Annotated in this window: 19 protein-coding genes; 8 read left to right on the top strand and 11 right to left on the bottom strand. The window is 29.8% G+C overall.

What is annotated here, in order from left to right:
* Positions 1-340: 340 nt before the first annotated feature.
* Both CLV86_RS12115 and CLV86_RS12110 read right to left on the bottom strand, forming a co-directional pair.
* The gene (locus tag CLV86_RS12115; protein WP_076731994.1) at positions 341-541 is read right to left on the bottom strand and encodes a dodecin family protein; all 201 of its coding nucleotides are present in this window, start codon (positions 539-541) and stop codon (positions 341-343) included.
* Positions 542-650: 109 nt separating this feature from the next.
* Entirely contained in the window at positions 651-1553 is a 903-nt protein-coding gene (locus tag CLV86_RS12110; protein WP_076731995.1) for a NifU family protein, read from the bottom strand.
* Positions 1554-1811: 258 nt separating this feature from the next.
* Between CLV86_RS12110 and CLV86_RS12105 the strand changes: the two genes are divergently transcribed.
* Entirely contained in the window at positions 1812-2822 is a 1011-nt protein-coding gene (locus CLV86_RS12105) for a PorP/SprF family type IX secretion system membrane protein (protein ID WP_121052673.1), read from the top strand.
* Positions 2823-2892: 70 nt separating this feature from the next.
* Here CLV86_RS12105 and CLV86_RS12100 read toward each other — a convergent pair whose 3' ends face one another.
* Positions 2893-4071 carry a vWA domain-containing protein gene (locus CLV86_RS12100; RefSeq protein ID WP_121052661.1) on the bottom strand — a complete coding sequence of 393 codons (1179 nt, stop codon included), beginning with the start codon at positions 4069-4071 and terminating at the stop codon, positions 2893-2895.
* A gap of 224 nt (positions 4072-4295) precedes the next feature.
* On the opposite strand from CLV86_RS12100, the gene CLV86_RS12095 reads away from it, so the two are divergent.
* The 3 genes from CLV86_RS12095 to CLV86_RS12085 are packed head-to-tail and all read left to right on the top strand — an operon-like array spanning position 4296 to position 7768.
* Positions 4296-6479, top strand: a complete 2184-nt coding sequence (locus tag CLV86_RS12095) for a histidine kinase (RefSeq protein WP_121052659.1) — start codon at positions 4296-4298, stop codon at positions 6477-6479.
* Between the two features lies 1 nt (position 6480).
* The gene (locus CLV86_RS12090; protein WP_121052657.1) at positions 6481-7218 is read left to right on the top strand and encodes a LytR/AlgR family response regulator transcription factor; all 738 of its coding nucleotides are present in this window, start codon (positions 6481-6483) and stop codon (positions 7216-7218) included.
* 34 nt (positions 7219-7252) lie between these two features.
* Positions 7253-7768 (top strand): gamma carbonic anhydrase family protein, encoded by a 516-nt coding sequence (locus CLV86_RS12085; RefSeq protein ID WP_121052655.1) that lies wholly within the window; start codon positions 7253-7255, stop codon positions 7766-7768.
* A 145-nt stretch (positions 7769-7913) separates the two neighbouring features.
* Here the strand turns inward: CLV86_RS12085 and murI are convergent, their stop codons facing one another.
* The 8 genes from murI to CLV86_RS12045 all read right to left on the bottom strand — a co-directional run bounded on the left by murI (position 7914) and on the right by CLV86_RS12045 (position 16260).
* Positions 7914-8696, bottom strand: coding sequence for a glutamate racemase (gene murI, locus CLV86_RS12080; RefSeq protein ID WP_121052653.1), 783 nt, complete (start codon positions 8694-8696; stop codon positions 7914-7916).
* An 80-nt stretch (positions 8697-8776) separates the two neighbouring features.
* Positions 8777-9286, bottom strand: a complete 510-nt coding sequence (locus tag CLV86_RS12075) for an OmpH/Skp family outer membrane protein (RefSeq protein WP_076732002.1) — start codon at positions 9284-9286, stop codon at positions 8777-8779.
* A 38-nt stretch (positions 9287-9324) separates the two neighbouring features.
* Positions 9325-10326: an OmpH/Skp family outer membrane protein gene (locus CLV86_RS12070; protein ID WP_121052651.1), complete on the bottom strand. Its 1002-nt coding sequence runs from the start codon at positions 10324-10326 to the stop codon at positions 9325-9327.
* Positions 10327-10565: 239 nt separating this feature from the next.
* A complete protein-coding gene (gene bamA, locus CLV86_RS12065; RefSeq protein ID WP_121052649.1) occupies positions 10566-13178 on the bottom strand; it encodes an outer membrane protein assembly factor BamA in 2613 nt (870 codons plus the stop codon).
* The gene (gene uppS, locus CLV86_RS12060; RefSeq protein WP_076732005.1) at positions 13150-13887 is read right to left on the bottom strand and encodes an undecaprenyl pyrophosphate synthase; all 738 of its coding nucleotides are present in this window, start codon (positions 13885-13887) and stop codon (positions 13150-13152) included. The genes bamA and uppS overlap by 29 nt, the downstream gene beginning before the upstream one ends.
* A gap of 1 nt (position 13888) precedes the next feature.
* A complete protein-coding gene (gene porG / locus CLV86_RS12055; RefSeq protein ID WP_076732006.1) occupies positions 13889-14581 on the bottom strand; it encodes a type IX secretion system protein PorG in 693 nt (230 codons plus the stop codon).
* A 139-nt stretch (positions 14582-14720) separates the two neighbouring features.
* The gene (locus tag CLV86_RS12050; protein WP_121052646.1) at positions 14721-15596 is read right to left on the bottom strand and encodes an NAD kinase; all 876 of its coding nucleotides are present in this window, start codon (positions 15594-15596) and stop codon (positions 14721-14723) included.
* A 4-nt stretch (positions 15597-15600) separates the two neighbouring features.
* Complete coding sequence (locus CLV86_RS12045; protein ID WP_121052644.1) at positions 15601-16260, bottom strand: CBS domain-containing protein; 660 nt, start codon at positions 16258-16260, stop codon at positions 15601-15603.
* A 92-nt stretch (positions 16261-16352) separates the two neighbouring features.
* Here CLV86_RS12045 and CLV86_RS12040 point away from each other — a divergent pair, with 92 nt between their 5' ends.
* From CLV86_RS12040 to tig, 4 genes are all read left to right on the top strand, one after another.
* Positions 16353-17066: a pyridoxine 5'-phosphate synthase gene (locus CLV86_RS12040; RefSeq protein ID WP_121052642.1), complete on the top strand. Its 714-nt coding sequence runs from the start codon at positions 16353-16355 to the stop codon at positions 17064-17066.
* A complete protein-coding gene (locus CLV86_RS12035) occupies positions 17066-17830 on the top strand; it encodes an alpha/beta fold hydrolase (RefSeq protein ID WP_121052640.1) in 765 nt (254 codons plus the stop codon). The genes CLV86_RS12040 and CLV86_RS12035 overlap by 1 nt, the downstream gene beginning before the upstream one ends.
* A 20-nt stretch (positions 17831-17850) precedes the next feature.
* A complete protein-coding gene (locus CLV86_RS12030) occupies positions 17851-18204 on the top strand; it encodes a phage holin family protein (protein WP_121052638.1) in 354 nt (117 codons plus the stop codon).
* 98 nt (positions 18205-18302) lie between these two features.
* On the top strand, positions 18303-19631 hold the full coding sequence (gene tig / locus CLV86_RS12025) for a trigger factor (protein ID WP_076732013.1): 1329 nt from the start codon (positions 18303-18305) through the stop codon (positions 19629-19631).
* Positions 19632-19692 lie beyond the last annotated feature (61 nt).

Here is a 19692-nt window from a genome sequence, read left to right as displayed (position 1 = left end):
AACTAGCGATTACTGGTTTACTGTAGAATATAGAGAACCTAATAATCCTACGGTTAAGAAACAGTTTAAAGCACACTTTACTTTAAAACGATAAACGTTAAACTATTAAAAACTAAAACGCCCAAACATAAGTTTGGGCGTTTTTTATTATATGTTATATTAGGTATTACAATATCAAATGAAATATATGAGTGCGCTTATGTTGAGGATAGCAGCGCTATTTTTTTGGATGCATTAAATAAAATAACTTAGCTCATATTTAATAGTGTTAGTTCGTTAAAAAAATAAACGCCTAAACTTATGTTTAGGCGTTTGATTTATTTTTTATAAAAGTGATTGTTTAATCTACTTCAAAAGTAATTTTTAAGTTTACTCTAAAATCTGATACTTCTCCATCTTTAACACTTGCACTTTGATCTTTTATGTATACAGAACGTATGTTTTTAACACTTTTAGAGGCGTGTTTTACCGCTTTTTTTGTTGCATCTTCCCAGCTTTTATCAGAATTTGATAATACTTCGATAACTTTTAATACTGCCATAAGTTTTAGTTTTTAAATTAATATGAATCTAAAAATACATATTTTCATTAAAAATGTAAAATAAGTGGAACTAAATGAATGTTAATGTTTTAAACTTAGGCATTAAAATTTATCCGTTTATAGCTTCAACAGTGTTTACCTTACCTTTTAGCATTTCTTTTAGCATATTCTCAATACCATTTTTTAGAGTGAATGTTGAAGATGGACAACCACTACAAGCTCCTTGTAAAATTACTTTTACTGTTTTTGTGTTCTCATCGTAAGATTCAAACTGTATGTTACCACCGTCGCTAGCAACAGCAGGTTTTACGTACTCTTCTAAAATATTCACAATTTCTTTAGAGGTGTCGTCTAATGTTTCAAAATGAGCTTCAATTTTCTCTGTACTTTTTTCTATTGCTTCTGGAGCAGATGATGAAATAATTTCCTTTCCATTTTCTATATAGCCTCTAATAAATTCACGAAGTTGATTTGTAATATCATTCCAATCGGCAATATCGTATTTTGTTATTGAGACATAATTTTCATCAATAAAAACACTTTTTACAAAAGGAAAATGAAATAGTTCTGTAGCTAATGGAGATGATTTTGCTGTATCAATAGAAGTAAACTCAAAAGCAGCATTAGCAATTTTTTTATTAGCAACAAATTTAATTACACTAGGATTTGGAGTGCTTTCTGCATATACAGTAACAGGTGTTTTTTTAGGTGCAATGTCTTGATTTATTACTGGTTTGCCTTCGTTTAAATAATTTTCAACTTGCTCAGACACTTCGTTTTGAACATCTTTCCATTCAACAATATTAAAACGTTCAATAGCAACAAAACTACTTGTTATATATACTTTTTTTACAAAAGGTAAATAGAATAATTGTTGTGCTAAAGGAGAGGCTTTAGCTTCGTCTATATTGTTAAATTCAAAACTTTGATGTTGAGTGATAAATTTATTGACTTCAAATTTTAGTATTGCTGGATTTGAAGTTTCTTGTGTAGTAACTTTAAAAGAGTCCATTTTACAATTTTTTTTTGCAAAAATACTAAAAGTATGTACAGATATCGATATATTTGATATTTAAAAATAAGTTCAATATATCTAAAAATTTAGCTTTTTTGTTAAATCCTTTTTATATTGGAGGCTTTAACTTTTGATAGTCTAAATATTCAAAGTAAATTTATATATTTGGCAACGATATAATTTTATCGCAAATTAAGAGTTATAATAGCATTAGCTTTAGATTTAATACCAACATCTACCTTGAAAACAGAGATTATGAGATTACAAAGGTTATTAACATTAGCAGTAATAGTTTTTTTTACTAGCCAAATTGCAAAGGCACAAGAAGGACTTCCTGTATATTCAGATTACTTAACAGATAACTATTACCTTATTCACCCATCTATGGCTGGAGTTGCTAATTGTTCTAAAATTAGATTAACTGGTCGTCAACAATGGTTTGGAGATGATAACGCTCCTGCTTTATTAACAGCAAGTATTAACGGTAGAATTGGTGATTCTCCTTCTGGAATTGGTGGGATATTATATTCTGATAAAAATGGATACCATTCTCAAACTGGTGCTTATTTTACTTATGCACATCATATTATGTTTTCTAGAAATGAAATAGATTTAAATATGCTATCTTTTGGTTTAAGTGTTGGTGCTATTCAATACAAATTAGATGAAACATCTTTTTTACAAGATGGGTTTGATCCAATTATAGCAGGTATTGAGCAGTCTGCTACAAATTTTAATGTTGATTTTGGTTTTTCTTACCATTTGTATAACTTTTATGCACATGCTACGGTTAAGAATTTATTAGAAAATGACGGAGTAAACTTTAATGAACAAGGTTTAAGTTATGAAAACTTAAGAACTTATTTATTTTCTGTAGGTAATACTTTTAGTAGTTATAATAACGATTGGAGTTTTGAACCTTCAGTTATGTTTATGTACAGAGATGCAACAGAAGAAGCTTCTTTTGATGTTAACCTTAAAGCATACAAAACAATGGATTTTGGTAAAGTTTGGGGAGGAATATCTTATAGAAGAAGTTTAGATGGTGCAGAATTTGTTGATGGTTCTGGAGTAAGTAACCAAAAATTACAATACATAACACCACTTTTAGGTGTTGATTTAAATAATTTTGTGTTTGCTTACACATATAGCTATCAAGCAAATTCGGTAGTATTTAATAATGGTGGCTTTCATCAAATTACTTTAGGATATAATTTTGGTTGCTCTAAGGAACGTTACAGTTGTAATTGTCCAGCAATTAACTAAGCACAATAAAAAATAATATAAAAAAAGCCTCGTAAAATCACGAGGCTTTTTTTATGTTATTATAGAAAAACTATTTCCATGTATAGTTTTTTGCTTTTGCTTGAGATTTTATAGCTTTAATCATAGCGTTTTCTAGTCCATTACTATTTTCTTTATTAGCTTTTAAAATATACTCTTTTCTTTTATTGTTTAATTCTTGAATTTCATTCTGAATAGCTTCTCGTTCTGCTTTTTTATTTGCAACGTAAGTTTTAATTTCTAACGTGGTTTTATGTTTAAGTTCTTGAGGTAATTTGTTTTTGTTTAATTTTTCATATTTAAACTCTTTATCTTTTGAGGCATCTACCAAATCCCAAGATGAATTTTTGTACAAATGCGAACTCTTACTTACAGTTCTACTTACAGCATTAGCATTGCTGTAGCCTTGTGCATTATCATCTTGCTCTGCTTGTAATTGAATTTTTTGTCTGCCTTGATTACCATAAGCTATATAAGTTTTATTTAACTTACTATTTTGTTTTAATATAGCATCATCATAAGGAGTGGCTATATAAACAGTTTCCTTATTATGGTTAATAGACATATAATCTCCATGTGCCAAATCTGCACCATCTTTCCAAGAGCCAGAAACACCTTGATTATAGTCACCACAAAAAATGGTGTTTACAGTTATGTCTTTATTATGTGCTCGCTTTGAAGCATCTTTATAGTTAACTTTACCTTGTGTAAAAGGCTCGTTTCCTGCTATAAAAATAAATTTTAAATCATCTTTACTATCATTCCATTCTAGCTGGTTTAATGCTGTATCTATAACATAACCACAATATTCGTTACCTCCTTTAGTTGTTAAAGAAAATAGTTCTTTAGAGATTTCGTCTAAGTCATCACTAAAAGCTAAAACTTGCCTAATATAACCTTCTTCGGCATTTAAATTATCATTACCATATTCGTAAAGAGCTATTTCTAAATTTGGTTTGTCGTCTTTACATTTAGCATAAGATAATTCGTTTACAATTTCCCATAGTTGTGCTTTTGCTTGGTCTATAAGACCATCCATACTATTACTAGTATCTAATAACAAAGCCACTTTTATATATCTTTTTTCTGGTTTTGATGCTGTAATAGTATTTATAACTTTATTAGAGTTGTTAAATGCTAAATTTTCTGTGTGTTTATTGTTCTTGGCATTACATGCTAAGAAACATAACGTTGTTAATGTTAATAGACTAATTTTAATTGTTGTGGTCATAATTTTATGTTTTAAATTTTAATGCTCTTAAATAACATTGTAAACTTATGTTTAGCATTAATTAAATAAAAAGTATAATGAGTAAGTGGTGTTTTATAATGAGTGAATGAGTTATTTAAATGAGTAAACAAGGTAATTTTGAAAAAAAATCTACTCACTTTAAACTTTTGCCATTTTATTATACAAATTAAAGTGTGTAAGTTTATGTTTTAGTATTTATAAAAATGAAACATATCAAAATATATATTTGTTTAAATCTTCTTATTTTTTTCTCTTTTGCAGCATATAGTCAACAAAACAATACTATTGAGACAGATGCCAAAAAAGCTAGTGATGCTTTTTTTTATGTAAGAGGTTGGGTTAAGGATGAAGAAACTAGTAAAGCCATTAAAAATGTTAATGTGCAGGTAAATGGTGGCGATTACACATCGTCTAACGGAGCAGGAGAGTTTAGAGTGCGCGCAAAAATAGGAGACGAGCTTGTTATTAGTCATAAAGATTTTGAAACTATTTATTATACTATAAAAAGTGATGAGCGTATTACTATAAATGTTTTAGCAAAAGAAGGCTACTCGAATAATAAATTATACAAAAGAACACAAGACAATTCTTTTAACAACTTAATAGATTCTGCATTAGTTTATAAGAAGAAATCTGCCGAGAAAAGTATACAATTTGTAACCGAAAGCTTAAAAAAAAGTAATTCGGCAAAACAAAATTCTGAAGCTTTTGAAGTTCTTGCAGATATTTACATGTATTGGAAACAGTACGATTTGGCTGTTTCTAATTATAGAATAAGCTTAAATAGTTATAGCTCTAATGACGTTAGACTAAAATTAGCTAAGGCTTATATGATGAATAATAATTATCAAGAAAGTGTTTCTATTTTAAAATCATTAAATCAAAGTCAACTATCCAATTATCAATTAGTAGAGTTAAATGAAGGACTTGGCGATGTTTTCTATAAAATGAAAGACTACACAAAATCTATAGCCTCTTTTGAAAAAGCACTAAGTACTGCAAAAAAGTATCTAATAACTCCAAAAATTACCGATTTAAATTCCAAAATAGCCCAAACTTTTGATGCTAGCGGAAGTATAGATAAAGCCGAAAAATATTATAGCAACTCTCTTAACCTTGCATCTCAAGAAAATAAAAAAAGAGCAGTAAAGGAAAAAGTAAAAGTAGCAGATTTTAATAATGCCAATCGTAATTTTGATGATGAAATTCGCTTAAGAGAAGAAGCTATTTTAGATATTGAAGACATAGAAACAGATTCTGTAATAGAAAACGAAAGTGATTTTACAACACAAAAGCAAAACTATAAAATTGGTAATGCTTTATTTATGCAAAAAAATTACGATGAAGCCATTTCATATTTAGAAAAAAGTAGAGCAAAAGCCAGTGAACGTGAAGATTTAGTTGTAGAAAAAGATGCAACTAGAAAACTATCCGAAGTTTATAAAGAATCTGGAGATTACGAAAAAGCGTTAAAAACTTACGAAGAATATACTAAATCTGTAGAAGCATTATACATTAAAAAAGAACAGCAAATAGCACAGGCAGCACGTTTTAATAAAAATATAGCAGAGCAGCAAAACCGTATAACATCATTAGAAAATGATCGAGAATTATCAGAAAGTAGATACAACCTAAACCAAGTTCAAAATAAAAACCAAAAAATAATAATATACTCCTTAATTGGAGGCTTATTACTATTACTTATTGTTGCATATTTAATGTATAAGTACATTAAGCAGCAACGTTTAGCAAATAATCTATTAGCTTTAAAGTCTTTACGTAGCCAAATGAATCCTCATTTTATATTTAATGCATTAAATTCTGTAAATAGTTTTATAGCAACAAACGATGAGCGCACAGCAAATAAATATTTAAGCGATTTTTCCAAACTAATGCGAGCTGTTTTAGAAAATAGCGAACAAGATTTTATTCCTTTAGAAAAAGAAATAGAATTACTAGAGTTATATACCAAACTCGAGCATTTTAGGTTTCAAGATAAGTTCGATTATAATATAAGTGTAGATAAAAAAATAGACGTTGCCAGTTACCAAATTCCGCCAATGCTCTTACAGCCATATATAGAAAATGCCGTTTGGCATGGCTTGCGTTATAAAAAAGAAAAAGGAAAACTAGATATTTCAATTTCTAAAAAAAGTGACAATGAAATAGCAATTACTATTACAGATAACGGTATTGGTCGTGAAAAATCTAAAGCCTTAAAAACCGAAAACCAGCAAAAGCAAAACTCAAAAGGCATGGGTAATATTAAAAAACGAGTAGCCATTTTAAACGAAATGTATAAAGATAAAGTAGATGTTTTTATAGATAATTACCAAGAAGAAGGAGATAGAGGAACTAGAGTTATTGTAACTTTAAAAAGAGATTAATATGAAACTAAACTCAATTATAGTAGAAGACGAGCAAGCAAGCAGAGAGATTCTTAAAAACTATCTCAAAAAATACTGCCCAAATGTAAATGTTGTTGGAGAAGCATCAAACATAAACGAAGGTTTAAAGTTAATAAGAAACAACACACTAGACTTGGTGTTTTTAGATGTAGAAATGCCTTATGGTAATGCATTCGATTTGTTAGACAAAGTAGGAGATAGAGACTTCGAAACCATTTTTGTAACAGCCTATAACAATTATGCAATAGAAGCCTTAAACGCACATGCAAGTTATTATTTAATGAAACCTATAGCAATAGACGATTTAATAAAAGCTGTAGATTACGTAGTAGAAATCAAAACAAAAGAAAACGCACTTCAAGATCAAGTTTTAGTACCAAAAACTACTAATAACGTAAACGGTAAAATAACCATACCACAACAAGATGGATTTGAAGTAATAAGCACAACAGATATTCTTTTTTGTAAAGCCGATGATAACTACACAGAAATATACCTAAACACAAACAAAAAGAAAGTAGTAAGCAAAACACTTAAATATTTTGAACTCGCACTACAAGATTCTAATTTTGCCAGAGTACATAAAAGCTACTTAGTTAATGTGAATGAAGTAGTAAAATATGTAAAAGGAAAAGGAGGAAGCGTTATTTTAAGTAACGGACAAGAAGTGATGGTATCACCATCAAAAAAATCAGAATTGCTATCTTATTTTAAGTAAAACCAACCTTAATTAAAAACATTAAAAAATAATTATGCCAATAATAAAAGCAATACAAGACAAATTGCCACAACTACCAGAAGATTGTTACATAGCAGAAAATGCAACCATAATTGGCAATGTACAAGTAGGAAACCAATGCAGTATATGGTTTAATGCCGTTTTGCGAGGCGATGTACATTACATAAAACTTGGTAATAAAGTAAATGTACAAGATGGAGCAGTAGTACACTGTACCTATCAAAAACACCCAACAAATATAGGTAACAATGTATCTATTGGGCACAACGCAATAGTTCACGGTTGCACCATTCATGACAACGTATTAATAGGTATGGGAAGTATTGTAATGGATAATTGCGTAATAGAAAGTAATAGTATTGTTGCTGCAGGAGCAGTTGTTACACAAAATACCGTTGTAGAATCCGGAAGTATTTATGCAGGAGTACCTGCAAAAAAAGTAAAAGATATTAGTCCAGCCTTAATTAATGACGAAATAAATAGAATTGCAGATAATTATGTAAAATATTCAAGTTGGTATAAAGAATAAATTTTGGGCATTACCTTTTAGGTCGCGCTTTCCGCAGTCGCTCTCTATCGAGGAGCTCCAACAATGCTGCAATCGCTAATGCGGTTTTAAACCAAACTATAGTTTTTAAATAAAACTTATTGTAAAGTCTAAAAACACTGTGTCATTAAAACGCTAAAAAATCAACCTTAAATTTATTACCTAATAAAGATTGCATCACTTCGGTGTTTTTCAAATTAATATAAAATTCATTTTTAGAATTTATAATCTCAGTATTTAATAATTTATTTAATTCTAAAACAGCTTTAGTCTGCTTAGCAACTGCCAAACCAGAATCTATAATTTTAATATGCTTAGGAAGCAGTTTAATAAGCATAGGAATTAAATAAGGATAATGCGTGCAACCTAAAACAAGATAATCTATATTAGCCTCTAACATTGGTTTTAAATAGGTTTTTAGCAATGTTTCCATCTCGTTAGATGTTAGATTGCCATTTTCAATAAGCTGCACAATACCTTCTCCATTTTGCTCAACAATAGTAATCCCGTTAGAGTATAAGTTAGATGTATTATGAAACAAAGCACTAGACAATGTGCCTTTTGTAGCCAAAATACCAATAGCTTTTGTTTTAGTATTTAATGCGGCAGGTTTAATGGCAGGCTCAATACCAATAAACGGAACACTATATTTTTCTCTTAAAACACTAATAGCATTTGTGGTAGCAGTATTGCAAGCAACCACAATAAGTTTACAATTTTTTTCTAAAAGAAACTCTGTGTTTTTAATGCTAAGTTCTAAAATTTTATCTTTTCCTTTTGGTCCATAAGGCGCATTAATACTATCGGCTAAATAAATAGAATTTTCATAAGGTAATAATGTATGTATTTCCTTAAAAATAGAAGTGCCACCAACACCAGAATCGAATATGCCAATAGGCTGTTTACTCATAGTTTTTTAAGTATTCGCTTATAAAAATACAAAAGCCGACTAAATAAGTCGGCTTTAAATATTATTTGTTTTAGATTTTCTTAGAAACCTAATTCTTTTTTTACATCTGCAAGTAAATCTTTTCCTTCAGCCATAATAATACCTCTTCCTGGAGTAGAATCTACTACGTAGTTAAAACCTTGAGCTTTTGCAACTTTTAATATTGCAGCCTCAGCTTTTTCTGTAATAGGTTTTAATAAATCGAATTCCTTTTTTTGTAATTTTTGCTGAGCGTCTGCTGCATATTCTTGCATAGCTTGAGTATCAGACTGAAGTTCGAAATAACGCTTTTCGTTCTCTTCTTGAGTTTTTGTTGAAGCTTCAGCATCAAAACGTTTTGTTTTGGTGTCTAATTCTTGCTTCATTGCTTTAATATCTGCTTGATAAGTTGCTCTAACGCTTTCAATATCTGCTTGAGCAGCTTTTGTTGCAGGCATAGACTGTATTAACTCTTGTGTATTAATGTGAGCGATTTTAGATTGTGCATTTGTTAAACTTGTTGCTCCAATAAATAATGCTGCTGCAATTAGTAATGTTTTAAATTGTTTCATTTTTAAATTAGTATTTGTGTGTGTTATAATTATTAATATTAATCGTCTTGATTTTCGTCTTCTTTAGCACTTTCTTTTTCTTCTTTTGCTTTTCTACGATCCTCTAAGATTTTTTGTCTTTTTTCCTCAAGTAATTTTTTTCTAGCAGCTCTATCTGCTAATTTTTTTTGTCTGCGTTCTTCTAAAATTTCTTCTCTAGTTTTAGGCGCACTAGCATTGTTTTCTTGTTTTTCTTCAACATTATTTTCTATAGCACCTTCTTCTTCACCTTCATTATCTTGTTTCGCTTTATTTCTAGCGTCTAATTTTTCTTGTTTTGCTTTTTCTCTAGCAGCTATTGCAGCGGCTCTTTTTTCTGCAATTTGTTTTTTTCTTGCTTCAACTAAAGCTTCTCTTTCTGCTTTTTTCTTATCTAAAGCTTCTTGCCTAGCGTCTTTACTATCGTCTATTTCAACAGTTACATCTTCTTCTTCTGCAGCTTTTTTGTCTTTTTTAGACTTTAATTGCTGTCTTTTAGATGAGCGTGTAATGGTTCTTAATACTTGTTCGCTTATATCAAAACGTTCAGCAGAATACAACATTACTACATCTGCAGATTTATCAAAAACAAAATCATACTTTTTATTTTTAGCAATATCTTGTACTGCTTGAAAAATTTGGTCTTGAACCGGTTGCATTAATTGTCTCTTTTGGATCATTAAATCTCCATTTGGTCCAAAACGTTTTTGCTGATAATCTAAAATTTCTTTTTCTTCAAAAGCAATATCTTCTTCACGTTCTTCAATTAACTCTTTAGTTAAAAGCGCTTTTTCGTTATTTAAATCGGTACGCTTCTGTTCTACAGTTTTTAATTTTTGATCTATTTCACTTTTCCATTTTTGTACTTTAGATTCTAACTGCGTTGTTGCTGCAGAATATTCTGGAACATTTTGTAATATATATTCTGTATCTATATATCCAATTCTTACACCGCGCTGCGCGTTTGCTTGAAAAGATAGTATTGATACTATGGTCAATAAAAAAAGAACTTTAAATTTCATCTGGTTATATTTTTATATTTAATAACATAAATTCAAAAAAAACAGAGAGTCTAGTTTTTGATTTTGTCTTATTTTGAATCACTTAGTTTTCAAAATAACGAATTTTAATTGTAAAAATTTTATTTCTTTAATCAAATCCTCAAAGTGGTTATTGAAAATATCGTGCCAAAAATAAAAAATTGCTAAAGTTAATAGTTAAGTAAAGGTCTTTTTTTTAACTAAAAAAGACCTTTTATGAATTAAAATTGTTGACCTATTATAAAGTGTGTTTCCCAACCATTCTTTACGGTACCTCCAGGTAATGGGTCGAAACCATGTCCAAAGTCTATACCTAATAAACCAAAGGCTGGCATAAATATTCTAACACCTAAACCTGCAGATCTTTTTAAATTAAATGGGTTATAATCTTTAAAACTATTGTACGATGCTCCTCCTTCTAAAAACCCTAAAGCATAAATTTTTGCAGATTGTTTTAAGGTAATTGGGTAACGAAGCTCTAATGAAAACTTATTAAATATAGTTCCACCATCGTTATCTGATAAGGCTTGATTTGGGTAACCTCTTAAAGCAATGGCTTCTCTACCATCTAAACTGTAAGTTCCTAAACCATCTCCTCCTAAAAAGAAACGCTCGAAAGGAATAACACCTCTATCTTGGTTATAGGCACCTAAGTAACCTAATTCTAAACTAGATTTAAAAACGAATTTATCTACTAATTTTGTGTACCAATCTCCTTTAAATTTTATTTTATAAAATTCTAACCACTTAAAACGTTCTTGATCTATTTCTGAAATTCTGTTTGAAGCAGCAGCTCTAACATCAGAATCGTTTGTTGTGTCGGCATAAAGAGCTTCGTTTGCATCTCTTTCTTCTGCTAACGCTTCGTAATCTGTTCCATTAAATAAAGAGTATGGTAGAGATAATTTTGCTGTAATAGAGAAGTTTGATCCTCCTGTTGGAAATACTGGATCGTTAAAAGTATTGTTTCTACTTAAACCAATAGTATAGGCTAAGTTATTAGATGATCCATCTCCAAATGTAAAAAGTCCTGTGTTATAATTTTTTAAATCGTAGTGTTGGAAACTTAATGCTTGAGATAATGTAAAATAATCGTCTGGTACAGATAAACGTTTTGCTAAACCTAATGTTAAACCTGTAATGTTAAACCTTCTATCTTTGTCTGCATTTCCAGTTGTTGCATCATACAAAAATTGTTTTGTATGAGATAGAGATGTAGAAAATTGTACTGGTTTTTTACCTCCCATCCAAGGTTCTGTAAATTGAAAACTATACGTTTGGTAGAAACGACTTGCTTGTAAACGTAATGCAAGTTTTTGCCCATCTCCAGTTGGTATTGGTCTGTAAGCATCTTTTTTAAAGATGTCTTTTAAAGAGAAATTGTTAAATGATAAACCAAGTGTACCAATAAAGCCACCGCCACCATAACCACCTTGTAGTTCTATTTGGCTTGATCCAGATTCTACTACACCATATTCTATGTCTATAGTTCCTTCGTCTGGATTTGCGTTTTTAAATTGTGGGTCAATTTGTTCTGCATCAAAGAAACCTAATTGGCTTAATTCTCGAACTGTACGTACCACGTTAGATTTACTATATAATTCTCCTGGTCTTGTTCTTATTTCTCTATAAATAACATGGTCGTTAGTTTTTTCGTTTCCTACAACACTAATTTTGTTGAAATATGTAGGTTTACCTTCCGAAATTCTAATTTCCATATCAATTACATTTTCGTCTGCACTTACTTCAACTGGATTTATTGTAGAGAATAAATAACCGTGATCTTGGTAAAGGTTTGTAATATCGTCTGCATCTGGACTTGTATTGTCTGCTATGCGTTTTTCTAATAAAACACCGTTGTAAGTGTCTCCTTTTTCTATACGTAACTTACGTCTTAAATAATCGTCTGTGTAAACAGTATTTCCAATAAATTCAATATCGCCAAAGGTGTATTTATCTCCTTCTTCAACTTTAATGTTTAGGCTTATTGTTTTTGCATTTTTTTTAATTAAAGTGTCTGAAATAATACGAGCATCTCTATATCCGTTTTCTTTATATTTGTCTATAACGCTAACTAAATCTTCTTTAAAGTTGGCTTCGATGTATTTAGATCGTTTTAGAATACGAATAATATTTTTTTGTTTCGTATTTTTCATGGCTTTTCTAAGCTTTTTGTCGCTTAAAACAGTGTTGCCTTCAAAATTAATTTCGTCAATTTTTACTTTTTCACCTCTATCTACAGTAAGCACCATGTTTACTTTAGCATTGTCTAAAGAATCTACAACAGGAATGGTATTGATATTAACTTTCGTATTTAAAAAACCAGCTTTTCTATTTTTATTTTGAATGTAATTTTTTGTTGTAGTAATTAGGTTTTCTGTGATTTTAACACCTTCTTGAAGCTTGTTTTCTTTAATTAATGCTTCTTGTTTTCCTTTTTTTACACCAACAATTTTTAATTCGTTTAGTGTAGGTAAATCTGATAGTCTAATTTCAAGGTAAGCAGCATCTCCTTCAGTTTTAGAAATGTAAACTTCAATATCACTAAATAGATTTGTTTTCCATAATTTTTTTATGGCATTACTAATCTCTTCTCCAGGAATTAATATTTCATCTCCCTTTTTTAATTTAGAAAATGTAATAATGGTTTGTTCGCTAAAAGTTGTGTTACCAACTACTTTTATGTCGGCAATAGTATATTCTTTACTATTCTCGTAAGAAAGTTCTTGTGCTTGTGTAAAAAAACTAAATAGTGCGAATACTATTATTAATGCGTATTGTAAAATTGTTTTCAAAGGTCTGTTTTTAACTAATTTGTTCACTTGTTTTTCCAAAGCGTCTTTCTCTATTTTGATATTCTATAATAGCATCACATAAGTGTTGCTGTGTAAAATCTGGCCATAATACTGATGTAAAGTATAATTCGGCATACGCTATTTGCCATAGTAAAAAATTACTAATACGTTGTTCTCCACTTGTTCTTATAAGTAAGTCCACATCTGGTAAATTTTGCGTGTAAAGATGCTCATTAATAATTGATTCGTCAATATTTTCTGAAGAAATTATATTATTTTTAACTTTATGGCTAATTTCCTTAACGGCATTTAACAGTTCGTCTCTAGAACCGTAGCTTAATGCTAAGGTCAAGGTCATGTGTGTGTTGTTTTTAGTGCATTCTATTACCTCATTAAGTTCTTTTAGAACCTTTTTTGGTAAGTTATTTAGGTTTCCAATAGCATTAAGTTTAATGTTATTTTTTTGAAGTGTTTTTATTTCCTTTTTTAAGGATGCAACTAATAATCGCATTAAAGTATCTACTTCTAGCTTTGGTCTATTCCAATTTTCTGTAGAAAAAGCATATAGTGTTAGGTTTTTTATGCCTAGTTTAGCAGAGGCTTCTACAGTTTCTCTAACAGATTTTGTTCCGTTTTCATGACCTACAGCACGAATAAGTCCTTTTTGTTTAGCCCAACGACCATTGCCATCCATAATTATGGCAAGATGATTAGGTAACTTATCTTTATTTATTTTACTTGTATCCAAATTATTGTCCTGGGCAAAAACATGGGTTTCTACCAAATGTATATGTTAAAGTAATACCGGTAAAGGTGTACCAATCGTTATTATTTAAATTTCCAAAGGCTCTACTAGCTGCTAATTCTGAGTCTGGCATACTACCATCTAACTCATCACTAAAGGTATAACGCGCACCAATTTCTAAAGCTAAAATAAATTCTGAAGAAATTGCAGCTTTATAACCTAATACCATTGGTATTCCAAATGCTAAACTAGAAGTGTCTTCGTCGTAAATACTACCGTCTGAATTGTAATAGAAATTATCATGCTTAGCAACACTAATTCCTGAATATAAATAAGGAGTAGAAACCTTGCCACCATTGTGTAAATCGAAATCAAAAAACGTGAATTCCATTCCTGCAGAAAGTTCAAGAATATTATTGTTGAACTCTAAACCTCTAATTTGTCTACTTGGGTCATCAGAGTCTAAATCGATACCTTCAAGTTCTGTAAAGGTTAAAGAGATTCTATAAGAGTGTCTTTTGCTTCTATTCCATTTATATAATGCTCCAAAAGCTAATTGTTTTGGTGCTATATAATTTGTTGCGCCTACATCTCCAATAAAGTTACTGCCACCAACAAAAATACCAAATTCGTTAATTTGAGCATTACTAAGTTGTAAGCTTAAAAATGTAATTAATAAAAGCGTTAAATACCTCATAAATCTTCAAAGTTTGCAAATATAATAAATAAGATTAGCCTATAATAATTTAAGCCAAATAGTTACAGTTTAAAACAGTATTAGCATGAATTTATTGTAAAAATGAAAGAATGTATGGTTATAAATTTAAAAAAGTTAATTAATTTCTCTTGTCTTCTCCCCAAAGTAACTTTTTTCTTAAGGTTGTAAGGAAGCTTTCAGAGTTTAATTCTATCATATTAATAGTAAAAGGAGATTTTTTTATAGTTATAATAGTGTTGTTAGATAAAGTCGCTATTCTAGAATCTAAAGAAACTAAATAATTATCTTCCCTACCACTAACTTTTAATTGTATAGTTGTGGAGTCTTCAATAACTAAAGGTCTTGCACTTAGGTTGTGAGGTGCAATAGGTGTTAATACAAAACTAGTTGTGTCTGGTGTAATTACTGGTCCTGCACAACTTAAAGAGTAGCCTGTAGAGCCTGTAGGTGTTGAGATTATTAAACCGTCGCTCCAATAAGAAGTTAAAAACTCGTTATTTAATTTTGTTTCAACAGTAATCATAGAAGTTGTATTTTTTCTACTAATTGCTATTTCATTTAAAGCAAAATTTAAATCTTTTATATCGTTATTCTCTGGAGAAGTTTCAATAGATAATAAGGTGCGTTTACTTAAAGTGTATTCTTTATTTTGTATTTGCTGAATTGCTTCTTTAATGCCTTCTGGTTGTATTGTTGCTAAAAAACCTAGCCTTCCAGTATTAATTCCAATTATTGGGATATTTAAATCTTTAACAAAAGTGATGGCTCTTAAAATTGTTCCGTCTCCTCCAATACTAACAAATAAATCGAAACTTTTATCTAAAGCTGTAAAGGTTTTGTAATTTAACGGGTTTGAAAGTTCTGTTTTTATATCATTAAAAAAATCTTGTTCAAGAAATAATGTAGCGTTTAGTTTTAATAGCTCTTTAGTAAGTGCTTTTAAAGAATCTTTAGACTGTTTTTTTGGATACTGACTGTAAATAGCAACCTTCATAAATTTATATGTTTAGGTATTTGTTTAAATAATCAGAACGTTCTTTAAGTCCAATTAAATAATTATCATCTTCATGTCCAGATAATACATTATAGCTATAACGCCTAAAGGTTTGCATAATCTCATTAAGGTTTGCATTCCCTATTTTTAATGTTATTTGGGTAACATCATTTTCAAATTTTGAAATAAACGAGCCTAATAATTTTCCATTATTAGATTCTACAATTTGGCTAATTTCACTAAAAGAATAATCTGCGCTACCTTTTTCTACTATTAATACAGCTCCTGCCTCAGAAAAGAAAGGCGTTTCATTAAATAGGCTAATAATGTCATTTAACTCGTAGTAACCTAAATATACATTTTTCTTGCTCAAAACAGGCATAATATTAGCCGAGTTTTGTGCAAAAGCTTCAAGTATATCTAACCAGTTTGTGTCTTCCCTAACAAAAAAACCTTCGCCAGAATATCTGTAATCTTGAATAGGTTTTTCGCTATCAAAACAATGTGCATCGTTTTCTGAAATACAACCTAAATAAACACCTTCTGCATTTTTAATAGGAATATGAGAATAGGTTAATTGGTTAAAAAGTAATTGAATCTCTTTAACCTTATCGGTATTAAGTAATGGTTTTATATCGTTTATTATGTAATCTAAAAAATTCATGCTGCATTTCAATTTTATGCAAATTAATTAAAAATAAGAACAATCTCGTGCATCTACTTTGTATTTTTGTACTAATTAACACATATTAAGAAATGACAAAACTTAGCGTAAACATAAATAAAATAGCAACTTTAAGAAACTCTAGAGGAGGAGATGTGCCAAATGTAATTCAGTTTGCAAAAGATGTACAGCGTTTTGGAGCAGAAGGTGTAACTATACATCCAAGGCCAGACGAGAGGCATATTCGCTATCAAGATGCTTACGATTTAAAACCAGTTGTACATACAGAGTATAATATTGAGGGTAATCCTATTACAAAATTTATGGATATGGTACTTGAAATTAAACCAACTCAAGTTACACTAGTGCCAGATGGTATTAATGCTTTAACAAGTAATGCAGGATGGGATACAATAAAAAATAAAGATTTTTTAACCGAAGTGATTTCAGAATTTAAACGTAATAACATTCGTACATCCATATTTGTAGATCCAGACACAAAACAAATTGAAGGAGCAAAATTAACAGGAACAGATAGAATAGAGTTATATACTGAAGGTTTTGCACACCAATATAGTTTAGGTAATAACGAGGCTATAAAACCTTATGCAACTTGTGCTGAACTAGCAAACAAAATAGGATTAGGAGTTAATGCAGGTCACGATTTGTCTTTAGAAAATATAAAGTTTTTTAAAGATAATATTCCAGGTCTATTAGAAGTTTCAATTGGGCATGCTTTAATATCTGAAAGCTTATATTTAGGTATAGAAAATGTAGTAAATATGTACCTAAATAAATTAAAATAATGCAACTACATTCAAATATAATAGGAGAAGGAAAACCATTTATAATTTTACATGGTTTTTTAGGTATGAGTGATAATTGGAAAACATTAGGTAAACAATTTGCCGAAGCAGGATTTCAAGTGCATTTAATAGACCAAAGAAACCATGGAAGAAGTTTCCATAGCGAAGATTTTAATTACGATGTTCTATCTCAAGATTTAAAATTATATTGTGACAATTATAATTTAAAAAACGTCGTTTTATTAGGGCATTCTATGGGAGGAAAAACAGCAATGCTTTTTGCGTCTCAGTATCCAGATTATGTAAATAAATTAATTGTAGCAGATATTTCGCCACGTTTTTATCCTATTCATCATGATGCTATTTTAGAAGGATTAAGTAGTTTAAATTTTAATACAATAAAAAGTAGAGGAGAAGCAGAAGAAGAGTTGGCCAATTACGTTAGCGATTATGGTACAAGATTATTTTTATTAAAAAACTTATATTGGGTAGAAAAAGGAACTTTAGGATTAAGAATGAATCTAGAAGCTTTAACTCAAAACGTTAGCGAAGTAGGTGAAGCATTACCGGTACATTCAAAGTTTGAAGGTGAAACACTATTTTTAAAAGGAGATAAAAGCGAATATATTGGAGCTCAAGACGAAGCCATAATAAAATCTCATTTTACAAATTCTAAAATAAAAACAATTACCAACGCAGGACATTGGTTACATGCCGAAAACCCAAAAGATTTTTACCAAGAAGTAATTAATTTTGTAAATTAAACAAATTAAAACAAGAACATATGAACTTAATAATTAGACTTCTTTTAAATGCAATTGCAGTATTTGTACTAGCAAACGTTTTAAACGGTGTGCAAGTAGATGGTTACGTATCTGCAATAATTGTAGCAATAGTATTATCTATCTTAAACCTTCTAGTAAAACCTTTACTGGTGCTGTTAACATTGCCAATCACAATTGTAACTCTCGGCTTATTTCTCTTAGTTGTAAACGCATTAATTATCCTGCTAGCAGATTATTTAATTACAGGTTTTTCTGTAAATAATATTTGGTGGGCTATATTATTTAGTGTGCTTTTATCAATATTACAGTCGTTGTTACAGTCGTTCTTTGAAAAAGATAAAAAGAAGACATAATATGTGTTGAAATTCAATACATTAAAAAACTTTGATGGAGTGTAAAAAAGTAGTATTTTTGCACTCCATTTTTGGTTACATAAAAAAGATTATTCAAAATGAATATTACAAGAGAAAATAAAGATGCATTAAATGCTGTAGTTACAGTAGCAATCGAGAAAGACGATTACGCAACTAAAGTTGAAAAAATCTTAACAGATTATAGAAAAACAGCAAACATTCCTGGTTTTAGAAAAGGTCATGTGCCAATGGGAATGGTTAAAAAGCAATATGGTAAAGCCGTTTTAATCGATGAGGTTAATAAATTAATTCAAGAAGGATTAAATAAATATTTAACTGAAGAAAAATTAGATGTTTTAGGTCAGCCATTACCAAAACCACAAGACGATATCGATTGGGATTCAGATAATTTTTCTTTTGAGTTCGAATTAGGTTTAGCACCAGAATTCGAAGTAGATTTAGAAGGAAAAAAAGGAATCACGCATTACAATATTGTTGCAGACGATAAATTAATTGATGATCAAGTAGTAAATATCCAGAAGCAATACGGTAAATTAGTTGCATTGCAAGAAGTAGCTAAAGACAGTGAAATAACTGGAGTTTATAAAAATGAAGCTGAAGAAATAGAAAACACAGTAACACTAACTTTAGATAAATTTAAAGGAAAAGCTACCGAAAAGAAATTTGTAGGAGCTAAAGTTGGCGATGTAATTACACTTAAAACAAAAGGTCTTTACGAAGATGATCACGAATTAATGCATGCATTAAAAGTAGATCATGATAAGGCTCATGGTTTAGATATAGAAGTAACTTTTGAGATTACAGAAGTAAACAAACGTGAACTTGCAGATTTAGATCAAGAATTGTTTGATAAGTTATTTGGAAAAGATAATGTAAAATCGGTTTCAGAATTAAAAGAAAAGATTAAAGAAGATGCCGAAAAACAATTTGTACAGCAATCGGATCAAAAATTCTTAAATGATGTTACAGAGCATTTAGTAGCAAATACAAAGTTTGATTTACCAGCAGAATTTTTAACAAAATGGATGCAAACTGCAGGCGAAAATCCAATGGACGATGCAACAGCAAAAGAAGAATACGAAAAGTCTGAAAAGAGTTTACGTTACCAACTTATCGAGGCAAAGTTAATGGAAGCAAACGGAATAAAAGTTGATTTCGAAGACGTTAAAGAAAGCGCAAAAGCGATGATTAAAGTACAAATGGCACAATTTGGTCAAACAAATCCTAGCGATAAAGAGTTAGATGACATTGCAGCAAGAGTACTATCTAATCAAGAAGAAGTTAAGCGTATAAGCGAGCAAGTAGTTAGCCAAAAATTATTAGCACTTTATAAAGAAAAGGCAAACGTAAAAACAAAAGAATTAACTTACGATAAGTTTGTTAAGGAGGTTTACGGAGACAAATAATTTAATTATAAAATCATTATATTTAGGCATTGAATTATTTGTAATTCAATGCCTATTTTAT

Source organism: Lacinutrix venerupis, from assembly GCF_003663945.1.
Lineage (GTDB): Bacteria > Bacteroidota > Bacteroidia > Flavobacteriales > Flavobacteriaceae > Lacinutrix > Lacinutrix venerupis.
Note: the sequence above shows the minus strand (reverse complement) of the source record. Positions and strands in the feature narration are given on the sequence as shown.

What these genes read in the sequence shown, in the direction of transcription:
- CLV86_RS12115 (WP_076731994.1), bottom strand. Translation starts at nt 541, where the DNA reads ATGGCAGTATTAAAAGTTATCGAAGTATTATCAAATTCTGATAAAAGC.
- CLV86_RS12110 (WP_076731995.1), bottom strand. Translation starts at nt 1,553, where the DNA reads ATGGACTCTTTTAAAGTTACTACACAAGAAACTTCAAATCCAGCAATA.
- CLV86_RS12105 (WP_121052673.1), top strand. Translation starts at nt 1,812, where the DNA reads ATGAGATTACAAAGGTTATTAACATTAGCAGTAATAGTTTTTTTTACT.
- CLV86_RS12100 (WP_121052661.1), bottom strand. Translation starts at nt 4,071, where the DNA reads ATGACCACAACAATTAAAATTAGTCTATTAACATTAACAACGTTATGT.
- CLV86_RS12095 (WP_121052659.1), top strand. Translation starts at nt 4,296, where the DNA reads ATGAAACATATCAAAATATATATTTGTTTAAATCTTCTTATTTTTTTC.
- CLV86_RS12090 (WP_121052657.1), top strand. Translation starts at nt 6,481, where the DNA reads ATGAAACTAAACTCAATTATAGTAGAAGACGAGCAAGCAAGCAGAGAG.
- CLV86_RS12085 (WP_121052655.1), top strand. Translation starts at nt 7,253, where the DNA reads ATGCCAATAATAAAAGCAATACAAGACAAATTGCCACAACTACCAGAA.
- murI (WP_121052653.1), bottom strand. Translation starts at nt 8,696, where the DNA reads ATGAGTAAACAGCCTATTGGCATATTCGATTCTGGTGTTGGTGGCACT.
- CLV86_RS12075 (WP_076732002.1), bottom strand. Translation starts at nt 9,286, where the DNA reads ATGAAACAATTTAAAACATTACTAATTGCAGCAGCATTATTTATTGGA.
- CLV86_RS12070 (WP_121052651.1), bottom strand. Translation starts at nt 10,326, where the DNA reads ATGAAATTTAAAGTTCTTTTTTTATTGACCATAGTATCAATACTATCT.
- porG (WP_076732006.1), bottom strand. Translation starts at nt 14,581, where the DNA reads ATGAGGTATTTAACGCTTTTATTAATTACATTTTTAAGCTTACAACTT.
- CLV86_RS12050 (WP_121052646.1), bottom strand. Translation starts at nt 15,596, where the DNA reads ATGAAGGTTGCTATTTACAGTCAGTATCCAAAAAAACAGTCTAAAGAT.
- CLV86_RS12045 (WP_121052644.1), bottom strand. Translation starts at nt 16,260, where the DNA reads ATGAATTTTTTAGATTACATAATAAACGATATAAAACCATTACTTAAT.
- CLV86_RS12040 (WP_121052642.1), top strand. Translation starts at nt 16,353, where the DNA reads ATGACAAAACTTAGCGTAAACATAAATAAAATAGCAACTTTAAGAAAC.
- CLV86_RS12035 (WP_121052640.1), top strand. Translation starts at nt 17,066, where the DNA reads ATGCAACTACATTCAAATATAATAGGAGAAGGAAAACCATTTATAATT.
- CLV86_RS12030 (WP_121052638.1), top strand. Translation starts at nt 17,851, where the DNA reads ATGAACTTAATAATTAGACTTCTTTTAAATGCAATTGCAGTATTTGTA.
- tig (WP_076732013.1), top strand. Translation starts at nt 18,303, where the DNA reads ATGAATATTACAAGAGAAAATAAAGATGCATTAAATGCTGTAGTTACA.